This is a genomic window from Xanthomonas sp. D-99, assembly GCF_017746145.1.
Taxonomy (GTDB): Bacteria; Pseudomonadota; Gammaproteobacteria; order Xanthomonadales; family Xanthomonadaceae; genus Xanthomonas; species Xanthomonas cissicola.
Window position 1 is genome coordinate 39604 of record NZ_JAGHWU010000008.1, and the last position, 19460, is coordinate 59063.

A 19460-nucleotide genomic window follows, 5' to 3' on the forward strand; every position below is an offset into this window, starting at 1 on the left:
AAAGCCTTCGATGCCATAGGAGTGATGCATGAGCGATTCCTTTTCCACTCGCACCTCACTTGAGGTCCACGGCAAGCGCTACGCGTACTACAGCCTGCCGAAGCTGGGCGAACGCTTCGATATCGGCCATCTGCCCTATTCGATGAAGATCCTGCTGGAAAACCTGCTACGCCATGAAGACGGCGGCGTGACCGTCGGCAAGGACCATATCGAAGCGGTTGCCAAGTGGGACCCCACCGCCGAGCCCGATACCGAAATCGCCTTCATGCCGGCGCGCGTGGTGCTGCAGGATTTCACCGGCGTGCCCTGCGTGGTCGACCTGGCTGCGATGCGCGATGCGGTGGTCAAGCTCGGCGGCAATGCCGACCAGATCAACCCGCAGATTCCCTCCGAACTGGTCATCGACCACTCGGTACAGGTGGATGTATTCGGCAAGCCGGACGCGCTCGACCTCAACGGCAAGATCGAATTCCAGCGCAACCAGGAACGCTACGGCTTCCTGCGCTGGGGCCAGAAGGCATTCGAGAATTTCAAGGTCGTGCCGCCCAATACCGGCATCGTTCACCAGGTGAACCTGGAAAACCTGGCGCGCGTGGTGATGAGCGCCGACAAGGATGGCACCCTGGTCGCCTACCCCGACACCGTGTTCGGCACCGACAGCCATACCACCATGATCAACGGCATCGGCGTGCTGGGCTGGGGCGTGGGCGGCATCGAGGCGGAAGCGGCCATGCTGGGGCAGCCGTCGTCGATGCTGATCCCGCAGGTCGTGGGTTTCAAGCTCACCGGCAAGTTGCCCGAGGGCGCCACTGCCACCGACCTGGTGCTGACGGTCACCCAGATGCTGCGCAAGGCCGGTGTGGTGGGCAAGTTCGTCGAGTTCTATGGCGACGGCCTGCAGCACCTGCCCTTGGCCGACCGCGCCACCATCGGCAACATGGCGCCCGAATACGGCGCCACCTGTGGCATCTTCCCGGTCGACGAAGAATCGCTGACCTATTTGCGCCTGTCCGGCCGCAGCGAGGAACAGATTGCCCTGGTCGAAGCCTATGCCAAGGCGCAGGGCCTTTGGCACGACGCCAATACCCCGCCCGCCCGGTACAGCGCCACGCTGGAACTGGACATGGGCCAGGTCAAGCCGTCGCTGGCCGGCCCCAAGCGCCCGCAGGATCGCGTGCTGCTGGAAGACATGCAGTCCAACTACCGCGAAAGCCTCAAGCCGTTTGCCGAAGCGCGCAGCAAGAAGCTGGCCGATCTCAAGCAGGAAGATCGCCTCAAGAACGAAGGTGGCGGCGGCACCGCCGTCGGTGCGAAGGCATCGCAGGCAGAAAGCGCCAGCGCCAGCGGTGCCGGTTGGCAGCTGCGCGATGGCTCGGTGGTCATCGCCGCGATCACCTCCTGCACCAACACTTCCAATCCGGCGGTGATGCTGGGCGCCGGCCTGCTCGCGCGCAACGCCGCAGCCAGGGGATTGAAGGCGCAGCCGTGGGTCAAGACCTCGCTCGGGCCGGGTTCGCGCGTGGTCACAGACTATCTTGAAAAGGCCGGCGTGCTCGCCGACCTGGAGAAGCTTGGTTTCTACGTGGTCGGCTACGGCTGCACCACCTGCATCGGCAACTCCGGGCCGCTGCCGGAAGACGTGTCTGCGGCCATTGCCAAGGACGATCTGGTGGTGACATCGGTGCTGTCGGGCAACCGCAACTTCGAAGGCCGCGTGCACCCCGAGGTCAAGATGAATTACCTGGCCTCGCCGCCGCTGGTGGTGGCCTACGCCATCGCCGGCACTACCGACATCGATCTCACCACCGAGCCGCTGGGCACCGGCAGCGACGGGCAGCCGGTCTATCTGCGCGACATCTGGCCCAGCAACAAGGAAATCGGCGACACCATCGCCGCCACCGTCGGCCCGGAGATGTTCAAGCAGAACTACGCGGATGTGTTCAAGGGCGACACGCGCTGGAACACCATCGCCTCGCCCGATGGCGCGCTGTACGAGTGGGACGCAGCCTCGACCTACATCAAGAACCCGCCCTACTTCGACGGCATGACCATGCAGGTGGGCAACGTGGACGACGTACACGGCGCGCGCATCATGGGCCTGTTCGGCGACTCGATCACCACCGATCACATCTCCCCGGCCGGCAACATCAAGAAAGATTCGCCGGCGGGCCGCTTCCTGCAGGAACGCGGCGTGCAGCCGGCCGACTTCAACAGCTACGGCAGCCGCCGCGGCAACGATGACGTGATGGTGCGCGGCACCTTCGCCAACATCCGCATCAAGAACCTGATGTTCGGCGGCGAAGAAGGCGGCAATACGCTGTATTACCCAGCCAACGGCGGTCAGCCGGAAAAGCTGGCCATCTACGACGCTGCAATGAAGTACAAGGCCGATGGCGTGCCGCTGGTGGTGTTGGCGGGTAAGGAATACGGCACCGGCTCCTCACGCGACTGGGCGGCCAAGGGCACCAACCTGCTCGGGGTCAGGGCCGTGATCGCCGAAAGCTTCGAGCGCATCCACCGCTCCAATCTGGTGGGCATGGGTGTGCTGCCGCTGCAGTTCCTGGAAAACGAAAACGCACAGACGCTCGGCCTGGATGGTTCGGAAGTGCTGGACATCACCGGTCTGCAGGACGGCGCCAGCCGCCGTGCCACCGTCGATGCGAAAAAGCCCGATGGCAGCGTCAAGCAGTTCCAGGTCAAGGTGCTGCTGCTGACGCCGAAGGAAGTGGAGTACTTCAAGCACGGCGGCCTGCTGCAGTATGTGCTGCGTCAGCTGGCGGCACGCAAGGCCGCCTGACCACAACGCGCATCGCGCTCCAACGATGCAACGCACTCCCGCCGCTCGGCGGGAGTGGCGTTCCAGGCCTTGTGAAAACGGCGATCACGCCGCGGTCAGCACGTGCGCATGGCCTACCGCCGTTGGTGTTGCCCTATGCCATCGGCGCACCACGGACATCGATCTCACCGCCGAACTGTTTGGCCGAGAAGAAGGCGGCGACACCGTTGAACTATCCATCTAACGGAGGCCAGCCGGATCGGCCACCTCCAAGCTCAGCGCCACGCACTGGCATTACCGGGCGACCCGCCCTTGGACCGGATGCCCCACGCGCCCCATCCATGCACCGGCACCAGGAGTCGGCCGTACCACACGACCAGCCGCGCCCCACTGCATCGGCGCGTTCAATGCGCTGCCGGCACCCATTGCGCGTGATACAGCTGCCAGTCGCTGCCCTGCAATCGCCAACCGGTGGTGACTTGATAGGTCTGCGCCTGATCGGGCACCCAGCGCCCACTGCCGCCCGTCAACAACGCCGCGAAGCGCACCGTGGCGGTATCACCGGCGAGCGCCACGTCGACCGGTCCCATGGTCACGCCGATCTGTTGGTTGCCCAGCATCTGCACGCGCATCAAGCGCCGTAACCCGGCGGCGTCCAGCCCGTTTTCGCCAACAAAATCCTCCGCCACCGGCGCCATCGCATCGCCGATCTCGCGTGCTTCGATCGCCTGATGCATCTGCTCCAGCGTGGCGCGCAGACGTTGTTCCGGCGCGGCACGTGTGCAGCCGAGCAAGACCAGCATGCAAAACCCTACCCACACCGCGCGCCTCTGCCCTTGAATGCTGCTCTGCATCACGCTTCGCCTTTTCCATGCATGACGGTATGCTGCCAGCTGTTGTAACGCCGTGGAACACACTGCGGCGCGTCGAGAACACCCTGGAGGGGGGCAGATGAATCAGGCACGTCCTTGGTTGCAAAGTTATCCGGCCGGCGTTGCCGCCGAAATCGATCTTGAGCAGTTCCGCACGGTGGCCGAGGTGTTTGCCACCTCCGTGAAACGCTTCGCCGACCGGCCTGCGTACCACAGCTTCGGCAAGACCATCACCTACCGCGAGGCGGATCAGCTGGTCGAGCAATTCGCCGCTTACCTGCTTGGCGAGTTGCAGTTGAAGAAAGGCGACCGCGTCGCCCTGATGATGCCCAACTGCCTGCAATACCCCATTGCGACCTTCGGCGTGCTGCGTGCCGGCCTGACCGTGGTCAACGTCAATCCGCTGTACACCCCGCGCGAACTCAAGCATCAGTTGATCGACTCCGGCGCCAGCGTGCTGGTGGTCATCGACAACTTCGGCACCACCGTGCAGCAGGTCATCGCCGACACGCCGGTCAAGCAAGTCATCACCACCGGCCTGGGCGACATGCTGGGCTTCCCGAAGGCGGCGCTGCTCAACTTCGTGGTCAAGTACGTCAAGAAGCTGGTGCCCGATTACCGCATCAACGGCGCGATTCGCTTCCGCGAGGCGCTGGCGCTGGGCCGCAAGCACCACGTGCCGACGCTGCAGATCGAACCCGACGACATCGCCTTCCTGCAGTACACCGGCGGCACCACCGGCGTGGCCAAGGGCGCCATGCTGACCCACCGCAATCTGGTCGCCAACATGCAGCAGGCGCACCAGTGGCTGGCAGGCACCGGCAAGCTGGAAGAAGGCAACGAAGTGGTGATCACCGCGCTGCCGCTGTACCACATCTTCGCATTGACCGCGAACGGCCTGGTCTTCATGAAGATCGGCGGCTGCAATCACCTGATCAGCAACCCGCGCGACATGCCGGGCTTCGTCAAGGAGCTGAAAAAGACCCGCTTCACCGCCTTCACCGGCGTCAACACGCTGTTCAACGGGCTGCTCAATACGCCCGGATTTGATCAGGTGGATTTCTCCTCGCTCAAGATGACCCTTGGCGGCGGCATGGCCGTCCAGCGCTCGGTCGCCGAGCGCTGGAAGAAGGTCACCGGCCTGACCTTGGTCGAAGCCTACGGCCTGACCGAAACCTCGCCGGCCGCATGCATCAACCCGATGGACCTGAAGGACTACAACGGTTCGATCGGCCTGCCGATTCCGTCCACCGATGCCTGCATCAAGGACGACGCCGGCGCGGAACTGCCACTGGGCGAGATTGGCGAGCTGTGCATCAGGGGCCCGCAGGTCATGAAGGGCTACTGGAAGAAACCCGAGGAAACCGCCAAGGTCATGGACGCCGAAGGCTGGCTGCATACCGGCGACATCGCGCGCATGGACGCACAGGGCTTCGTCTACATCGTCGATCGCAAGAAGGACATGATTCTGGTGTCCGGCTTCAACGTGTACCCCAACGAGATCGAGGACGTGATCGCCGAAATGCCCGGCGTGCTGGAAGTGGCAGCCGTCGGCGTGCCGGATGACAAGTCCGGTGAGATCGTCAAGGCGGTCATCGTGAAGAAGGACCCTGCCCTGACGGCCGACGCTGTGAAGGCGCACTGCCGTGCCAACCTCACCGGCTACAAGCAGCCGCGCGTGATCGAATTCCGCAAGGAATTGCCCAAGACCAATGTCGGCAAGATCCTGCGCCGCGAGCTACGAGACGCGCCGAAGGCGTAATACCGCTTATGCCGCAGCCGAAGGCGTTCAGCCTTCTTTGACGCCCGCAACGCCGCAAGGCCTTGCGGGCGTTCGCTTTTGCACGCATAGAATCCGATGTCGGCGCACGCTCACGCGTTCAACCTCATCTCCGTCCGAAAGGCGGCCGGCCGGACGGTCATCACGGAGAACCACCATGTCTGCAGTTCAACCCTTCATTCGCACCAACATCGGCTCGACCCTACGCATCGTTGAAGAACCGCAGCGTGACGTGTACTGGATCCATATGCATGCCGACCTCGCCGTCAACCCGGGGCGTGCCTGCTTTTCGACGCGCCTGGTCGACGACATCACCGGCTACCAGAGCAACCTTGGTCAACGACTGAACAACGCCGGCGTGCTGGCCCCGCACGTGGTGCTGGCATCCGACAGCGACGTGTTCAACCTGGGCGGCGATCTGGCCTTGTTCTGCCAACTCATTCGCGAAGGCGACCGTGCTCGACTGCTTGATTACGCCCAACGCTGTGTACGCGGTGTGCACGCATTCCATGTCGGCCTCGGTGCGCGCGCGCACAGCATCGCCCTGGTGCAGGGCAACGCGCTCGGCGGCGGTTTCGAAGCGGCATTGAGTTGCCACACCATCGTCGCCGAGGAAGGCGTAATGATGGGATTGCCCGAGGTGCTGTTCGACCTGTTCCCGGGGATGGGCGCCTACTCTTTCATGTGCCAGCGCGTCAGTGCGCAACTGGCGCAAAAAATCATGCTCGAAGGCAATCTGTACTCCGCCGAGGAGTTGCTCGGCATGGGCCTGGTCGATCGCGTCGTGCCGCGCGGTCAGGGCGTGGCGGCCGTCGAACAAGTGATCCGCGAAAGCAAGCGCACACCGCATGCCTGGGCGGCGATGCAGCAGGTTCGCGAAATGACCACGGCGGTACCGCTGGAGGAAATGATGCGCATCACCGAAATCTGGGTCGATACGGCAATGCAGTTGGGCGAAAAGTCATTACGCACCATGGACCGTCTGGTCCGCGCGCAATCGCGCCGCTCAGGGCTCGACGCCGGCTGATGCGTCGGCGGGCTATTCGCTACTCCGGGGGGAGCGCTCGTCGTCGTTGGCGCCTTGTACGCGCGCGGCGAGTGCATCCTTTCCGGTTTGCAGCTGTTCGCGCAACGCCGACAGCCGCTGTCGCCACTCGGCCTGCAGCTGCCAATCGGCCATGCGCATCAGCTCACCGCCGCTGCCGGCCAGCTGGGCCAGCCCCAGATTGCTGGCAACGCCGCGCAACGCGTGGGCGCTTTCGCGCAGTTGTTCCCAATCCGAGCGCGTGCCATCGCGCTCGATCGCGCCCACGCAGTTGTGCGCATCATCCAGACATTGCCGGACGAACTGCCGTTCGAATTCTTCGCCCATGCCCAACGCAGCGAGTTCGTCCAGCACGCTGGCATCGAGCACGCCCTCGAAACTGGTCGATGCCTGCACCACCGGCGCCGGCGTTGCCAGCGCACGGGTGCTCACGGCAAGTTCGGCCAGCGTATCGAGCAGCTTGGCGGCCACGACGGGCTTGGCCAGGAACGCGCGTGCGCCAGCTTGTTCGCAAGCGCGGATCGCTTCTGGCGTCACGTCGGCACTGAGCACCACCACCGGGGTGTAGCGTATGCCGCTGGCCTGCATCACGCGCAACTGCTTGAGCATGTCCAGGCCGCTCATGCCCGGCATGTGCAGATCCACGATCACCGCATCGAAATCTTCGTCGGCCATCACGTCCAGCACCTGCTCGGCGCCGTTGACGCACGTCACCTTATGCCCTGCCTTCTCCAGCAATCGCTGCAACACCATGCGATTGGCTTCATGGTCGTCGGCCACCAGCATGCGCATGCTGCGCACGCGCGCGCGGTGACGCAGGAACGGGTTGGAAAAGGCGATGACGTTGGAGGCTTCCAGCTCGTCGGGAGTCTCCAGCAGCGCCCCGACCGGCGAGCGAGCCGGCGTTGCCGCGTCCAACACGCCGATCTCCAGCGGCAACTCGAACCAGAACACGCTGCCGCCGGATGGATTGGGCGCAAAGCCAATCGCGCCGCCCATGGCCTCGACCAGGCCCTTGGCGATCGTGGTGCCCAGGCCAGTGCCTTCATAGCGGCGCGACAAACCCACGTCCGCCTGCTCGAACGCCTCGAACAGACGGGGACGCATGTCCATCGGCACGCCGATACCGCTGTCCTCGACATCGAAACGCAGCCGCACCGTGTCGGCACCATTGCCGGAGAGCCGCGCGACCCGCAGCAGCACATGCCCGTGCTCGGTGAACTTGACCGCATTGCCCAGCAGGTTGAGCAACACCTGGCGCAGATGTCCGGTGTCGCCCTTGAGCAGGTCCGGCACATCGGTGGCGACCTCGGTGCCGTAATCCAGTCCGCGCGTTTTGGCCTGCGGCTGCAGAATCATGTTGACCGAGCCGATCATCTCGCGCAGTGAGAAATCGCGGCGATCGATACGGATCTTGCCCGCCTCGATCGCCGAAATATCGAGCACTTCTTCCACCAGCGACAGCAGGCTGCGCGCCGAAGCCTGGATGGTATTCAGGCATTCCTTCTGCTCTGCATCCAGACGCGTGGTGGCCAGCACTTCTGTCATGCCCGACAACCCATTCAACGGGGCGCGGAATTCGTGACTCATATTGGCCAGGAAGCGGCTCTTGGCCTGGTTGGCATGCCGCGCCTCGCGTACTGCGCGCGTCATCGCACGCAACAACGAATCGAAGTACAGCGGCACGGCGATCAAACCCAGCAACAAGCCCCAGCTCAGATAGGGATTGGCCTTCCAGTAAGGCGAAATCAGGATGGCGCTGAGAAAACTCAGGCTGGCCATCGCCGTGGCGGCACGCAGATAGGGACTGCCGTAGCGCAAGCCATTGCCGATGGTCACCCACATGCAGACCGCATACAGCGGCGACGCCGGTTCGCCCTGGATTGCCATGATTGCGCCGGTGCAGGTGTAGTCGAGCACCATGCCGATCAGGCGACGCGTGTGCGACACGTGCGGCCGCAGCAGGATCGCCACCATCAGCCCCAGCGACACCACCAGCTCGCCGACCAGGATCAACCAGGTGGCCATCAGCGTATCGCCATGGGTGTGGTGGTAGCGCCACCCCAGGTAGGAAATGAACAACGTGGTGATGATGATGCGGATCAGGTTCTGCGCGTGTTCCGAATCCGCCCGCCCCGAAAGACGCCGCTTCAACCATGGCAATGGAGACTTCATAGACGCCTCAGACCTGCGGTCGCTTCGATGGGGATGAAAGTGGGCCGTGCGGTCCTGCAGCATCGGCGCCATGGGCATACGCGGCGATACGCGCAGCGGCATCGGCACTGTCCTGCATCAGCCGCAACAACGACAGAGGAATGACCACCAGCGCCGCCAACAGGGCGATCCCGAGCTCGATCCGCTGTTGCCAATACGGGCTATTGGTAAGCGTCGCCCCGAAACTGAGCATGGCCATGGCCACCGCCGTGTGCAGTGCCTGCCTGCCAAAGCGCAAGCCATTGCCGATCGTGACCCACATCACCACCACGTACAGGCAGGCCATCGGAGCGGCGAACCAGGTCATCGCCAGACTGAGCAGGCCATAGTCCGCCAGCATGCCGAGCGTCCGGCGCAGGTGCGAGGGCCGCGGCTTCGCAATGATCCACGCAAACAGCAGCAATGCCCCACCGTGCCCGATCGCGACCAGGCACAGCAATCGCTGCAGATGGCCATCGCTCAGTTGCCAATGCGGGGCGCAGACCAGCGTGTAGGCCAGGATCAGCCAGAGCATCACGATGCGCACCAACGCCTGACCGTGCTCGCTGTCGGGGCGCCGTGCGAGTCGCCGACGCAGCTGGGCAAGCGCCGCCCTCACCTCACACCCCGGGTCGCGCCGATGCGGTGGAGAACTCGCCACAGATCTGCTCCAACTGCGCGCGGCCGCGCAACAAAGCATCCACGCAGCGCGGGTCGAACAAGCGGCCACGTTGGGCATACAGATAGGCCAGCGCGGCGTCCATGGTCCAGGCCTCCTTGTACGGGCGCGGCGACAGCAGCGCATCGAACACGTCGGCCACCGCCACGATGCGCGCTTCCAGCGGAATCGCCTCACCGACCAGGCCATCCGGATAACCGGTGCCGTCATAACGTTCGTGGTGACGCAGCGCAATCAACGCGCCGACCTGGATGAAACGGTTCTGGCTGCCGCTGAGCAGCTCGTAGCCGATGCGCGGATGGCGCCGCATCACGCTCATTTCGTCATCGGTAAGCTTGCCGGGCTTGAGCAGCACCGAATCGGGAATGGCGATCTTGCCCATGTCGTGCAGCGGTGCGGCCATCTCGATGATGCGCACCTCCTCTTCCGACAGCCCCAGTTGCTCGGCGATCAGGCCGGCCACGTGCGACATGCGCTCCAGGAACGCGCTGGTGCCCGAATCGCGATACTCGATCGCGCGCGCAAGCCGCGACAGGGTTTCGCGCTCGCGCTCTTCGACCTCGTTCATGCTGGCCAGCAGGCGCTGCTCCAGCGACAACGTGCGTTGCTTGACGCTTTCGCTCTGCTGGCGCAGCTGCAGCAGGTTGGAGCAGCGCGCCCGCAACTCGCGCGGACGGATCGGCTTGACCAGGAAGTCGATCACGCCGGCTTCCAGCGCCGCCTGACGAATCTGTTCGTCGCCCACGATGGTGATCAGGATGATCGGAATATCGCGGTGGCTGGGCAGCCGGCGCAGCCGACGCGCGAATTCCAGACCGTCCATGCCGGGCATGCGGTAGTCCAGCAGCAACAGGTCCACGCGCCCGGCTTCGCACCAGGCCAAGGCGTCGAGCGGATCGCCGAAGTCGTAAACCTTCAGCTCCGGCGCGATGTCCTCGATGACATGGCGCAGCATCGTCCGAGCGGACATCTGGTCATCGACAATGACGATGTTCAATCCCAGATCCGCCTTTTCCGCCCAGCTTCCCCATGTATCCGTCGACAATGCGCCGCCCGGACCCCCTAAAACATCCTGCATAGCCGTTGCTCCTCTATCTCGAGAACGGAAAAGCGATGACGCCGGCCCCTGCGCCGACTATCCCCAAACGATACGCTGTTCGGGGCTCCGCCCTAGCATATGCAGTATCTGTGCCGTCGGCACACCGCCGGCACAAAAAAATCAGGCTTCCGGACGCATATACGGGAACAGCAGGACATCGCGGATCGAGGTGCTGCCGGTCAGCAGCATCACCAGACGATCGATACCGATGCCCAAGCCGCCGGTCGGCGCCATGCCGTACTCCAAGGCACGGATGTAATCGGCATCGAAATGCATCGCTTCGTCGTCGCCGCCGTCCTTGGCATGCACCTGCGCCTGGAAACGCGCGGCCTGGTCTTCGGGGTCGTTGAGCTCGGAGAAGCCGTTGGCCAGCTCCTTACCGTTGATGAACAGCTCGAAGCGGTCGGTGTAACCCGGCTCGGTGTCGCTGGAACGCGCCAGCGGCGACACTTCGACCGGGTGGTCGGTGATGAAGGTCGGCTGCACCAGGGTGTGCTCCACGGTCGCCTCGAAAATCTCCAGCAGCAGCTTGCCCCAGCCGTAAGACGGCTTCACGCGGATCTTGAGCCGCTCGCAATGACGCAGCAGCGCCTCGCGGTCGGTGCAGTCGGCCGCGCTGATCTCCGGATTGTGGTGACGAACGGCCTCATCCATGCGCCAGCGCCGGAAAGCCGGCGCCAAATCGATGTCGGCACCGTCCCAGCTTACCTGCGTGGTGCCCAACACCGACTGCGCGGTGTCGCGGATCACCTGCTCGGTCAGGTCCATGATCTGGTGATACGTGGCATAAGCCTCGTAGAGCTCGAGCATGGTGAACTCGGGGTTGTGCCGGGTCGACACGCCTTCGTTGCGGAAATTGCGGTTGATCTCGTAGACGCGCTCCAGGCCACCGACCACCAGACGCTTGAGATACAGCTCTGGGGCGACGCGCAGGTACAGGTCCAGGTCCAGCGCATTGTGGTGGGTGGTGAATGGCTTGGCCGTGGCGCCGCCGGGAATGTAATGCATCATCGGCGTTTCCACTTCCAGGAAGCGGCGAGCGTCCAGCCAGGCGCGCATGGCGCGGATGATCTTGGAGCGCTTGATGAAGACCTCGCGCGCTTCCGGTGTCACGATCAGGTCGACATAACGCTGGCGATAACGCTGCTCAACATCCGACAGGCCGTGCCACTTGTCCGGCAACGGGCGCAGCGACTTGGTCAGCAGGCGCAGCGCGCTGGCCTTGACCGACAGCTCGCCGGTCTTGGTGCGGGTGAGCCCCCCCTCCACCGCCACGATGTCGCCCACATCCCAGCCCTTGAACGCGGTATAGGCATCGCCGAGCACATTGCCCTGCAGGAACAGCTGCACACGCCCGGATTCGTCCTGGATCTGCGCAAAGCTGGCCTTGCCCATCACCCGCTTGGCCATCAGGCGGCCGGCCATCCTGACCGTGCGCCCGCTGGCTTCCAGCGCTTCCGGGGTCCAGGTGTCGGCGTCGGCGAATTCTGCCTGCAGGTCGCCGGCGAAGTGTTCGCGCACGAAGTCGTTCGGGTAGGCGATGCCCTGCCCGCGCAACGCGCCCAGTTTCGCGCGGCGCTCGGCGATGAGGCTGTTCTCGTCGGCGGGGATCTGCGGCGCGGGGGTCTGCTCGGTCATGGCGGGGATCGGTCTGCTGTGGGTCGGGCGGGTGCCCGGTGGGAACGAGGAACCGGCGGCGCCGGCACGCTTATTACAACGAGGATGTGACGAAGGCAGGCGGTTACCGGGTTACCCGAAAGCCGCAGTGCACGACCACCGCCGCGTCACAGACGCTGCGGCGCTGCGGCGCTGCGCCAGGATGCCGATGCCGTCGTGACAGCGACCTGGCGCGGCGGTCAGGCATCCAGGCGTTTGGAGCCCGCTGCCAGACCGGCCTTCAGGCTGGCCTCGACGAATTCGTCCAGGTCGCCGTCCAGCACCTTCTGTGTATCGCTGCGCTCGATGCCGGTGCGCAGATCCTTGATGCGGCTCTGGTCGAGCACGTAATTGCGGATCTGGCTGCCCCAGCCGATGTCGGACTTGGTCGCTTCCAAGGCATCCTTCTCGGCGTTGCGCTTCTGCACTTCCAGCTCGTACAACTTGGCGGCCAGCATTTTCATCGCGTTGTCGCGGTTCTGGTGCTGGCTGCGGCCGGTCTGGCAGGCGACCACGGTATTGGTCGGGATGTGCGTGATACGCACCGCCGATTCGGTCTTGTTGACGTGCTGACCACCGGCACCGGACGAGCGATACACGTCGGTCCGCAGGTCGGCCGGATTGATGTCGATCTCGATGTTGTCGTCCACTTCCGGCGACACGAACACCGAGGTGAAGCTGGTATGCCGGCGGTTGTCCGAGTCGAACGGCGATTTGCGCACCAGCCGATGCACGCCGATCTCGGTCTTCAGCCAGCCGTAGGCGTATTCGCCCTCGATGCGCACGGTGGCCGACTTGATGCCCGCCACTTCGCCACCGGAGACTTCCATCAACTCGGTTTTCCAGCCGCGCGACTCGGCCCAGCGCAGATACATGCGCAGCAGGATTTCGGCCCAGTCCTGCGCCTCGGTGCCGCCGGCGCCAGCCTGGATGTCGACGAACGCGTTGGCGCTGTCCATCTGGCCGGAGAACATGCGCTGGAACTCCAGCTTTTCGACATGCGCCTGGTAGTTGTCCAGATCGGCGATCACCGCCACCGCAGTGTCTTCGTCCTGTTCGCTCTCGGCCAGCTCCAGCAGGTCGCCCGCATCGGCCAGGCCCGACAGCACATCGGCAATGCCGATCACGGTCTTTTCCAGCATCGAACGCTCGCGGCCCAGGGCCTGCGCGCGTTCGGCGTCGTTCCACACGTCCGGACTCTCGAGCTCCCGGCTGACTTCCTCTAGACGCTCTTTCTTGGCGTCGTAGTCAAAGATACCCCCTGAGCGAGAGCACGCGATCGTTGAGATCGGTGATGCGCTGGCGGATCGGATTGGTTTCGATCATGACGGACTTCCGGCAAACAAGCGGGCTAGTTTAGCAAGCGGGCGGCGGCGGCGGAACGCGATGAAACTGCGGCCGCGCGTGCTGGGACACCTGCGACACTCCAGGCTCCTGGCTGCCGCGCGCGACCGCAGGCTCGGCCGGCGGCCGCCATCGCGTGTCGGTATCGCAGCAGCTGCGACCTGGCGGCGCATGGGCCAGGGACGAATTTGGGACCGGGGCTGGTCACCCCAGGCATCCAGCAGTGGGGGTTATGCCACCAGTGCGTCAGGTCTCGGCGCAGCGGCGCCCTGCCCGGCATGGGAACGCAAGCCGGCCAGGTGGCTGCGACTGCACGGCAGCACGCTGGCATCGCGCAGATGCACGCGCGCGTCGCCGGAGTCGGACGGCTCGATCGCCTGCACCTGCCCCAGATTGACCAGATAGCTGCGGTGGATGCGCACGAACACGGCTGGGTCCAGCTTCGCCTCGATCGCCGCCATGGTGCTGCGCAACGGGTAATCGTGGCCGCGCACATGCAGGTTGACGTAGTTGCCCGAGGCCTGGATCCACTCGATATCGGCGGTAGCGACCAGGAAATCGCGCCCCAGCTTGCGCACCAGAAAACGCTCCGGGCGATCCAGCGGCTCCACTGGCGGGCCTTCGTCAGGTGCGGCGAGCAGGTGCGCCTCGCCCTGACGGCGCCGTGCGTACCAGGCCAGTGCGTGCTGCACCGCCACCAGCAGCGCAAAGGTACGCAGGTCCTTGGACAGCTCGTAGACCCACTGCAGCCAGCCGCCGAAGTCGTAGTGTGCGCCGGCCAGGGCATAGACCAGCATGCGCAGCATCACCATGCCGGCGACATGCAGCAGCCACCAGCCCAGTGCAGCCATCACATACGCCGGCAGGCGTCGCACCCAGACATCGGCATGCAACGGCCAGCGTGCGCAGAGCCACACCACCGCCGGCAACAGCAGCAGCGCGGCGGTGGCGCTGCTCAGCTCCCAGCTCAGCACCTGCCACACCACGATGGGCTGGCCATCGCGGCGCGCGGCAAGCCAGGCGGTCCAGACGTTGCCCAGCGCGCTCACATAGAACACCAGCGACCAGATCACCACCGCCCAGCGTGTCGCAGCGCGGCCGGCATTGTCGTGGATGATTGGCGGGCGCGTCCCGATCGATTGCATTGCACACGTCCGCAGTTGGCAGCTGCCGATCATAGAGGCCTGCGCTACAAGGCGAAACCGCCCTCCCTGCCGCCCTGTTCGTCCCTGGGTGGGCGCAACTGGTCACTGTGGGCCGGGCTTTCCACCCCTGACACCACTGCTGGAGCGGGGTCGCGGGCAGGATGCCTCCATTCCTTCACCAGCCACCGACCATGACCGAGCGCCGCCACGATATCGATGCCTTGCGCGTTTTCGCCTTCGCCCTGCTGATCCTCTACCACGTGGGCATGGCCTATGTGGCCGACTGGGGGTTCCACCTCATGAGCGTGCACATGGCCGAGTGGCTGCAGTGGCCGATGATCGTGCTCAACCGGTGGCGAATGCCGTTGCTGTTCATGATCTCCGGCATCGCGATCGGGTTGTCGCAGCCGCAAGCCGCGCCGTGGCGCTTCGCGTTGCGTCGCTGCGGGCGGTTGCTGCCGCCCTTGCTGTTCGGCATGTTCGTGGTGGTGGCGGTGCAGGCCTACTGCCAGGGCGTGAGCAACGGCAAGGTCGCCACCGGGTTCGGCAGCTTCCTGCTGCGCTACTGGCAGGTGCGCCCGTGGCCGGCCGGCAGTTTCGATGGTTGGGAACACGGCATCACCTGGAATCACCTGTGGTACCTGGCCTACCTGCTGCCCTACACCGTGGCCCTGATGGCGCTGGTGTCGCTGGCCAGGCTGGCGCGGCTGCCAGCCCTACCGCCGCTGCCCGCCGCAATGGTGGTGCCGGCCCTGCTGATGTTGCCGATCCTGTGGGAGGCGTTCTGCGTGATGTGGGTGATACCGCGGCATCCGCCGACCCATGCGTTGGTCGGCGACTGGTTCGTGCATGCCGAATCGTTCCCGCTCTTTCTCTTGGGCTATCTGTTGGCACGCAGCGAGCGCTTCTGGCAGTTGGCCGTACAACTGCGCTGGCTCACCCTGGTCGCTGCGGTGCTGGCCATCGCCACCGAGTTGGGCATTCGTTTTCTGGGCATGCACGTGCAGCCCGCGCAGCTGCCGCCGGCACTGGCCGCGCTGCCATGGGAAAACCTGGAACACACCGCACGCGCGGCCTATACCTGGCTGGCGCTGCTGACCCTGCTGGGCTGGGCCAAGCAGCGTTTGAACCGGCCGTTCCGCTGGCTGCCTTATTGCACCGAAGCGGTGTTTCCCTGGTACATCCTGCATCAGAGCCTGATCATCGTGGCGCTGTACTGGTTGATGCCGTTGCAGTTGAACGCCTGGCTGGAACCGGCGCTGGTGATCGCGGCCACTGTGATCAGCTGCCTGGCGCTGCATGAGTACGTGATTCGGCGGGTGCGCTGGTTGCGGCCGTTGTTCGGCTTGCGTGGACGCACGCAGGCGGTGAACCGCCAGGTCGGTGTTACGGCAGTTGCGTCGTAACAATCTTGCGGACGCACGCTGCCTGCAACGTGCGATTCATTGGGCGGACCATCCTTGGACGCGCCATCTGGCGCAGTCCAAGCTGCGCGTCGGCATGCGTTCGGAACCACCATGTGCCCCGCCCTGCGCGCGCCGCCGTACTGCTCGCCCGATTGCCGCTTCGCCGATCCCGTGGCCGGCATCAGGCGCGCTCGAGGCGAGTGGGCCGATGGCTGATCTGCCCTCAACTTGGGCCGAGCGAGCGCTTTCAGCAGCCCACCAACTGATGTCCATCGAGATGATGCCAAGTGCGACTGTCGCAAACCTCGGGGCGCCAAGACCGCAGATCAGCCAGTGACTGTAGCCGGCTCGCAATGCTCCACGATCAACTGCACTGCCGTGCCGCCGCGATAGTCGTCGGCGACCAACCGATACGCCAGCCGCACCAAGCGCGCGGGATCGCTGCCACGCCAACCGTTGAAGTGGATGGCATTGAGCGGTTCCGCGCGTCCGGGGCACCGCAGGGTCAACTTGAGGTGGCGTTCCTTGAGCACGCGGTGCTGCAGCACCTCGAACTGACCATCGAACAGCGGCTCGGGAAAGCCCTGCCCCCATGGACCGGCCACGCGCAGCGCTTCGGCGTGCAGGTGATCGAGTTCGTGCGCGGCCAGTTCGCCGTCGCTATGCAATTGGGCATGCAGCAGCGAGGCATCCACCATCGCCGTCACCTGCGCCTGGAAGGCCTGCTCGAACGTGGCCAATGCCGCATGGTCGATACTCAACCCGGCTGCCATCGCATGGCCGCCGAACTTCTGGATCAATCCGGGATGCCGCGCGTCCACCGCCGCCAGCACATCGCGGATATGCAGGCCGGGAATCGAACGCGCCGAACCCCGCAACTGGCTGCTGCCCGGCTCGGCCGGTGCCAGCGCGATCACGGGACGGTGCAGGCGGTCCTTGAGTTTGGAGGCCACCAGACCGATCACGCCCGGGTGCCATTCGGCGTCGAACAGGCATGCGGCGATCGGCAATGCACCATCGCCATCGAGCACCACCTTGGTGACGGCGTGCTCGGCATCGTCGGTCATCAACTGCTGCACCGCGCGGCGCTCGGCGTTGATCTCTTCCAGCGTGCCGGCAATCTCGCGGGCCTGACCCCAGTCTTCGCTGAGCAACAGTTCGATACCCAGCGCCATGTCCTCCAGCCGCCCGGCGGCATTGAGGCGTGGCCCGAGCGCAAACCCGATATCGCTGGCGCTCAGCCGCGCCACATCGCGGCCGCTGGCATCGATCAAGGCACGCAACCCGATGCAGCCCTTGCCCTCGCGCAGGCGACGCAATCCGGCCGACACCAGCGCACGGTTATTGGTGTCCAGCGGTACCAGATCGGCAACGGTGCCGACTGCGACCAGATCCAGCAGCACCGACAGGTCGGGCTCGGCGCGCTGGGCGAAGGCGCCGCGTGCGCGCAACACCTTTCGCAATGCGAGCAACACGTAAAAGATCACCCCGACCCCGGCCAGGGTCTTGCTGGGGAAGGTGTCTTCGGCCAGGTTCGGGTCGACAATCGCATCGGCCGGCGGCAGCACCTCGCCTGGCAGATGGTGGTCGGTGACCAGCACCGTCCAGCCGCGCGCCTTGGCTGCGGCGACGCCAGCGTGACAGGCGATGCCGTGATCGACGGTGACCAGCACATCCGGCTGCAACGCCGCCAGTTCGTCGACCAACGCAGGCGACAAGCCATAGCCATGCACCATGCGATTGGGCACGGCGTGATGCACATCCAGCGCACCGAGCATGCGCAGGCCGCGCACACCGACGGCACAGGCGGTGGCGCCATCGCAGTCGAAATCGCCCACCACCAGAATGCGCCGTTGCTGCGCGATCGCATCGGCCAGTAGCTCGGCGGCCACGCCGCTGTTGCGCAGCAATTCCGGCGACAACAGCTGACCCAACCGCGGCTGCGCGCCTTGCGCATCGGTGACACCACGCGCTGCATAGATGCGGCGCAGCAGCGGCAACATGGTATCGGGCCAACTGCCGGCCTGCCCGGAGGGGCGCCGCACGATCCGCGGACTCGAGGTCATTGCGCCAGCTGCACCCGCGGCTTGCGCCAGAAACGCCAGCGCTGCGCGTGCGTGAGCGACACGCTTTCGCCGTCCTGAAAGTCCAATACCAACCGATCCAGTTCGCCGCGCGCCATCGCCGCCAACAGCGGCGCCACCGCATCGTCGCTGAACTGCTGCAGCGAACGCAGATGACGCAGATCCACCAGCGCATCGACGCGTTGTTCGCCCTGCGCGTCGGCACCTGCCGCCAGCGCCAGCGCGCGCAGCATCGATTCGCGGCTGCGCACCTGGCGATGCGGCGAACTCACCGAATGCGGCAGGACGCCGCCACCCCAGAACCACAGCGAATTGATGGCCGGCTTGCCGCTGGCGACGCGGCCTTCGTTCCACGGATGCTGATGCAGCAGCACCTGCGCTTCGGTCAGCAAGGCCCGCCAACGGCGCCCGCTGTCGCCGGCCGGCAGGTGCTCGAACAAGTCGTCGCCAATGGCGACATCGGGCGCCGCGAAGTCCGGCAATTTCGCATCCGGCGACAGGCGCAGATACCAACGCGATGGCGTGGGCGCGTCCAGCAGAAAACCGGCATCGCCGAACATCGGCTTGAGGATGGGCAAGAGCACCGCCAGATCGTCGGCGGTGGGGCCGAGCGCCTCGCCATAGCCCATCAACCGCGCACCCTGCATGTCCGGGACCACATAGGCCGGATCCGCGCGCACCCAGGTGGCGCCGGCGGCATCGCCGGCATCCAGCTGGCGCGTCAACGCGGCCACCGGCCAGTGCGCCGGAGTCAGACTGAAATGGCGCTGCAATTGCGCCACTTCGCCGGCGTCGGCGGTGTGCCCGTCGGCGCGCGCAAGCGCACGCGCCACTGCCGTATCGCCCAGGGTTCCGGGCAGGCGGCGTTTTTCCGGCAGCAGCAGCGTGGCGGTGGTCATCGCGCGGTGATGCCGGTCAGTCCAGGTAGGCGACGCTGACGACTTCGTACTCGCGCTGGCCGGCCGGCGCATCGATGGTGACCGAATCGCCTTCCAGCTTGCCGATCAGCGCACGTGCCAACGGCGAGGAGATCGCAATCAGGCCCATCTTGATGTCCGCTTCCAGATCGCCAACGATCTGGTAGCGCTTCTCTTCGTCGGTCTCGGTATCGGCCAGCGTCACCGTGGCGCCGAACACGATCTTGGTGCCGGCCGACAACTTGGTGATGTCGATGATTTCGGCATGCGACAGCTCGCTTTCCAGCTGCTTGATGCGGCCTTCGATAAAGCTCTGTTGCTCGCGCGCCGCATGGTATTCGGCGTTTTCCTTCAGATCGCCGTGCGCACGCGCCTCGGCGATCGCATTGATCACCTCCGGGCGCTTGACCGACTTCAGGTGTTCCAGCTCTTCGCGCAGGCGCTGCGCGCCCTTCGATGTCATG

At 65.1% G+C, this 19460-nt stretch carries 14 protein-coding genes; 4 read left to right on the forward strand and 10 right to left on the reverse strand.

Features of this window, described 5'->3' with window-relative positions:
* The first annotated feature begins 28 nt into the window (after positions 1–28).
* The gene (gene acnA, locus J7360_RS04065) at positions 29–2797 is read left to right on the forward strand and encodes an aconitate hydratase AcnA (RefSeq protein ID WP_099804081.1); all 2769 of its coding nucleotides are present in this window, start codon (positions 29–31) and stop codon (positions 2795–2797) included.
* Positions 2798–3180: 383 nt separating this feature from the next.
* On the opposite strand, the gene J7360_RS04070 is transcribed toward acnA, so the two are convergent.
* Positions 3181–3630, reverse strand: a complete 450-nt coding sequence (locus J7360_RS04070) for a hypothetical protein (protein WP_057660018.1) — start codon at positions 3628–3630, stop codon at positions 3181–3183.
* 97 nt (positions 3631–3727) lie between these two features.
* Between J7360_RS04070 and J7360_RS04075 the strand changes: the two genes are divergently transcribed.
* Both J7360_RS04075 and J7360_RS04080 read left to right on the forward strand, forming a co-directional pair.
* On the forward strand, positions 3728–5410 hold the full coding sequence (locus J7360_RS04075; protein WP_088409456.1) for a long-chain fatty acid--CoA ligase: 1683 nt from the start codon (positions 3728–3730) through the stop codon (positions 5408–5410).
* A 175-nt stretch (positions 5411–5585) separates the two neighbouring features.
* The gene (locus J7360_RS04080; protein WP_003486308.1) at positions 5586–6455 is read left to right on the forward strand and encodes a crotonase/enoyl-CoA hydratase family protein; all 870 of its coding nucleotides are present in this window, start codon (positions 5586–5588) and stop codon (positions 6453–6455) included.
* 12 nt (positions 6456–6467) lie between these two features.
* Here J7360_RS04080 and J7360_RS04085 read toward each other — a convergent pair whose 3' ends face one another.
* From J7360_RS04085 to J7360_RS04110, 6 genes are all read right to left on the reverse strand, one after another.
* Complete coding sequence (locus J7360_RS04085; protein WP_209033317.1) at positions 6468–8648, reverse strand: ATP-binding protein; 2181 nt, start codon at positions 8646–8648, stop codon at positions 6468–6470.
* Between the two features lie 7 nt (positions 8649–8655).
* A complete protein-coding gene (locus J7360_RS04090; protein WP_209033319.1) occupies positions 8656–9285 on the reverse strand; it encodes an RpfH protein in 630 nt (209 codons plus the stop codon).
* Position 9286: 1 nt separating this feature from the next.
* Positions 9287–10423: a two-component system response regulator gene (locus J7360_RS04095; RefSeq protein WP_209033321.1), complete on the reverse strand. Its 1137-nt coding sequence runs from the start codon at positions 10421–10423 to the stop codon at positions 9287–9289.
* Between the two features lie 141 nt (positions 10424–10564).
* On the reverse strand, positions 10565–12082 hold the full coding sequence (lysS, locus tag J7360_RS04100) for a lysine--tRNA ligase (protein WP_057660024.1): 1518 nt from the start codon (positions 12080–12082) through the stop codon (positions 10565–10567).
* Positions 12083–12300: 218 nt separating this feature from the next.
* Positions 12301–13426 (reverse strand): peptide chain release factor 2 gene (gene prfB / locus J7360_RS04105; RefSeq protein WP_099050317.1). Its coding sequence is split into 2 segments (ribosomal slippage): positions 12301–13350 and positions 13352–13426, totalling 1125 coding nucleotides; the frame shifts between segments, so codons are not numbered across the junction.
* Between the two features lie 248 nt (positions 13427–13674).
* Positions 13675–14622, reverse strand: a complete 948-nt coding sequence (locus J7360_RS04110) for a LytTR family DNA-binding domain-containing protein (protein ID WP_057660026.1) — start codon at positions 14620–14622, stop codon at positions 13675–13677.
* A 158-nt stretch (positions 14623–14780) separates the two neighbouring features.
* Here J7360_RS04110 and J7360_RS04115 point away from each other — a divergent pair, with 158 nt between their 5' ends.
* Positions 14781–15995, forward strand: coding sequence for an acyltransferase family protein (locus tag J7360_RS04115; RefSeq protein WP_057660029.1), 1215 nt, complete (start codon positions 14781–14783; stop codon positions 15993–15995).
* Positions 15996–16321: 326 nt separating this feature from the next.
* Here J7360_RS04115 and recJ read toward each other — a convergent pair whose 3' ends face one another.
* Genes recJ through greA form a run of 3 tightly spaced genes read right to left on the reverse strand, consistent with a single transcriptional unit; the run spans position 16322 to position 19459 of the window.
* The gene (gene recJ / locus J7360_RS04120) at positions 16322–18061 is read right to left on the reverse strand and encodes a single-stranded-DNA-specific exonuclease RecJ (protein WP_057660030.1); all 1740 of its coding nucleotides are present in this window, start codon (positions 18059–18061) and stop codon (positions 16322–16324) included.
* Positions 18058–18978, reverse strand: a complete 921-nt coding sequence (locus J7360_RS04125; protein ID WP_007973508.1) for a hypothetical protein — start codon at positions 18976–18978, stop codon at positions 18058–18060. The genes recJ and J7360_RS04125 overlap by 4 nt, the downstream gene beginning before the upstream one ends.
* A 16-nt stretch (positions 18979–18994) precedes the next feature.
* Positions 18995–19459 (reverse strand): transcription elongation factor GreA, encoded by a 465-nt coding sequence (greA, locus tag J7360_RS04130; protein WP_003486289.1) that lies wholly within the window; start codon positions 19457–19459, stop codon positions 18995–18997.
* Position 19460 lies beyond the last annotated feature (1 nt).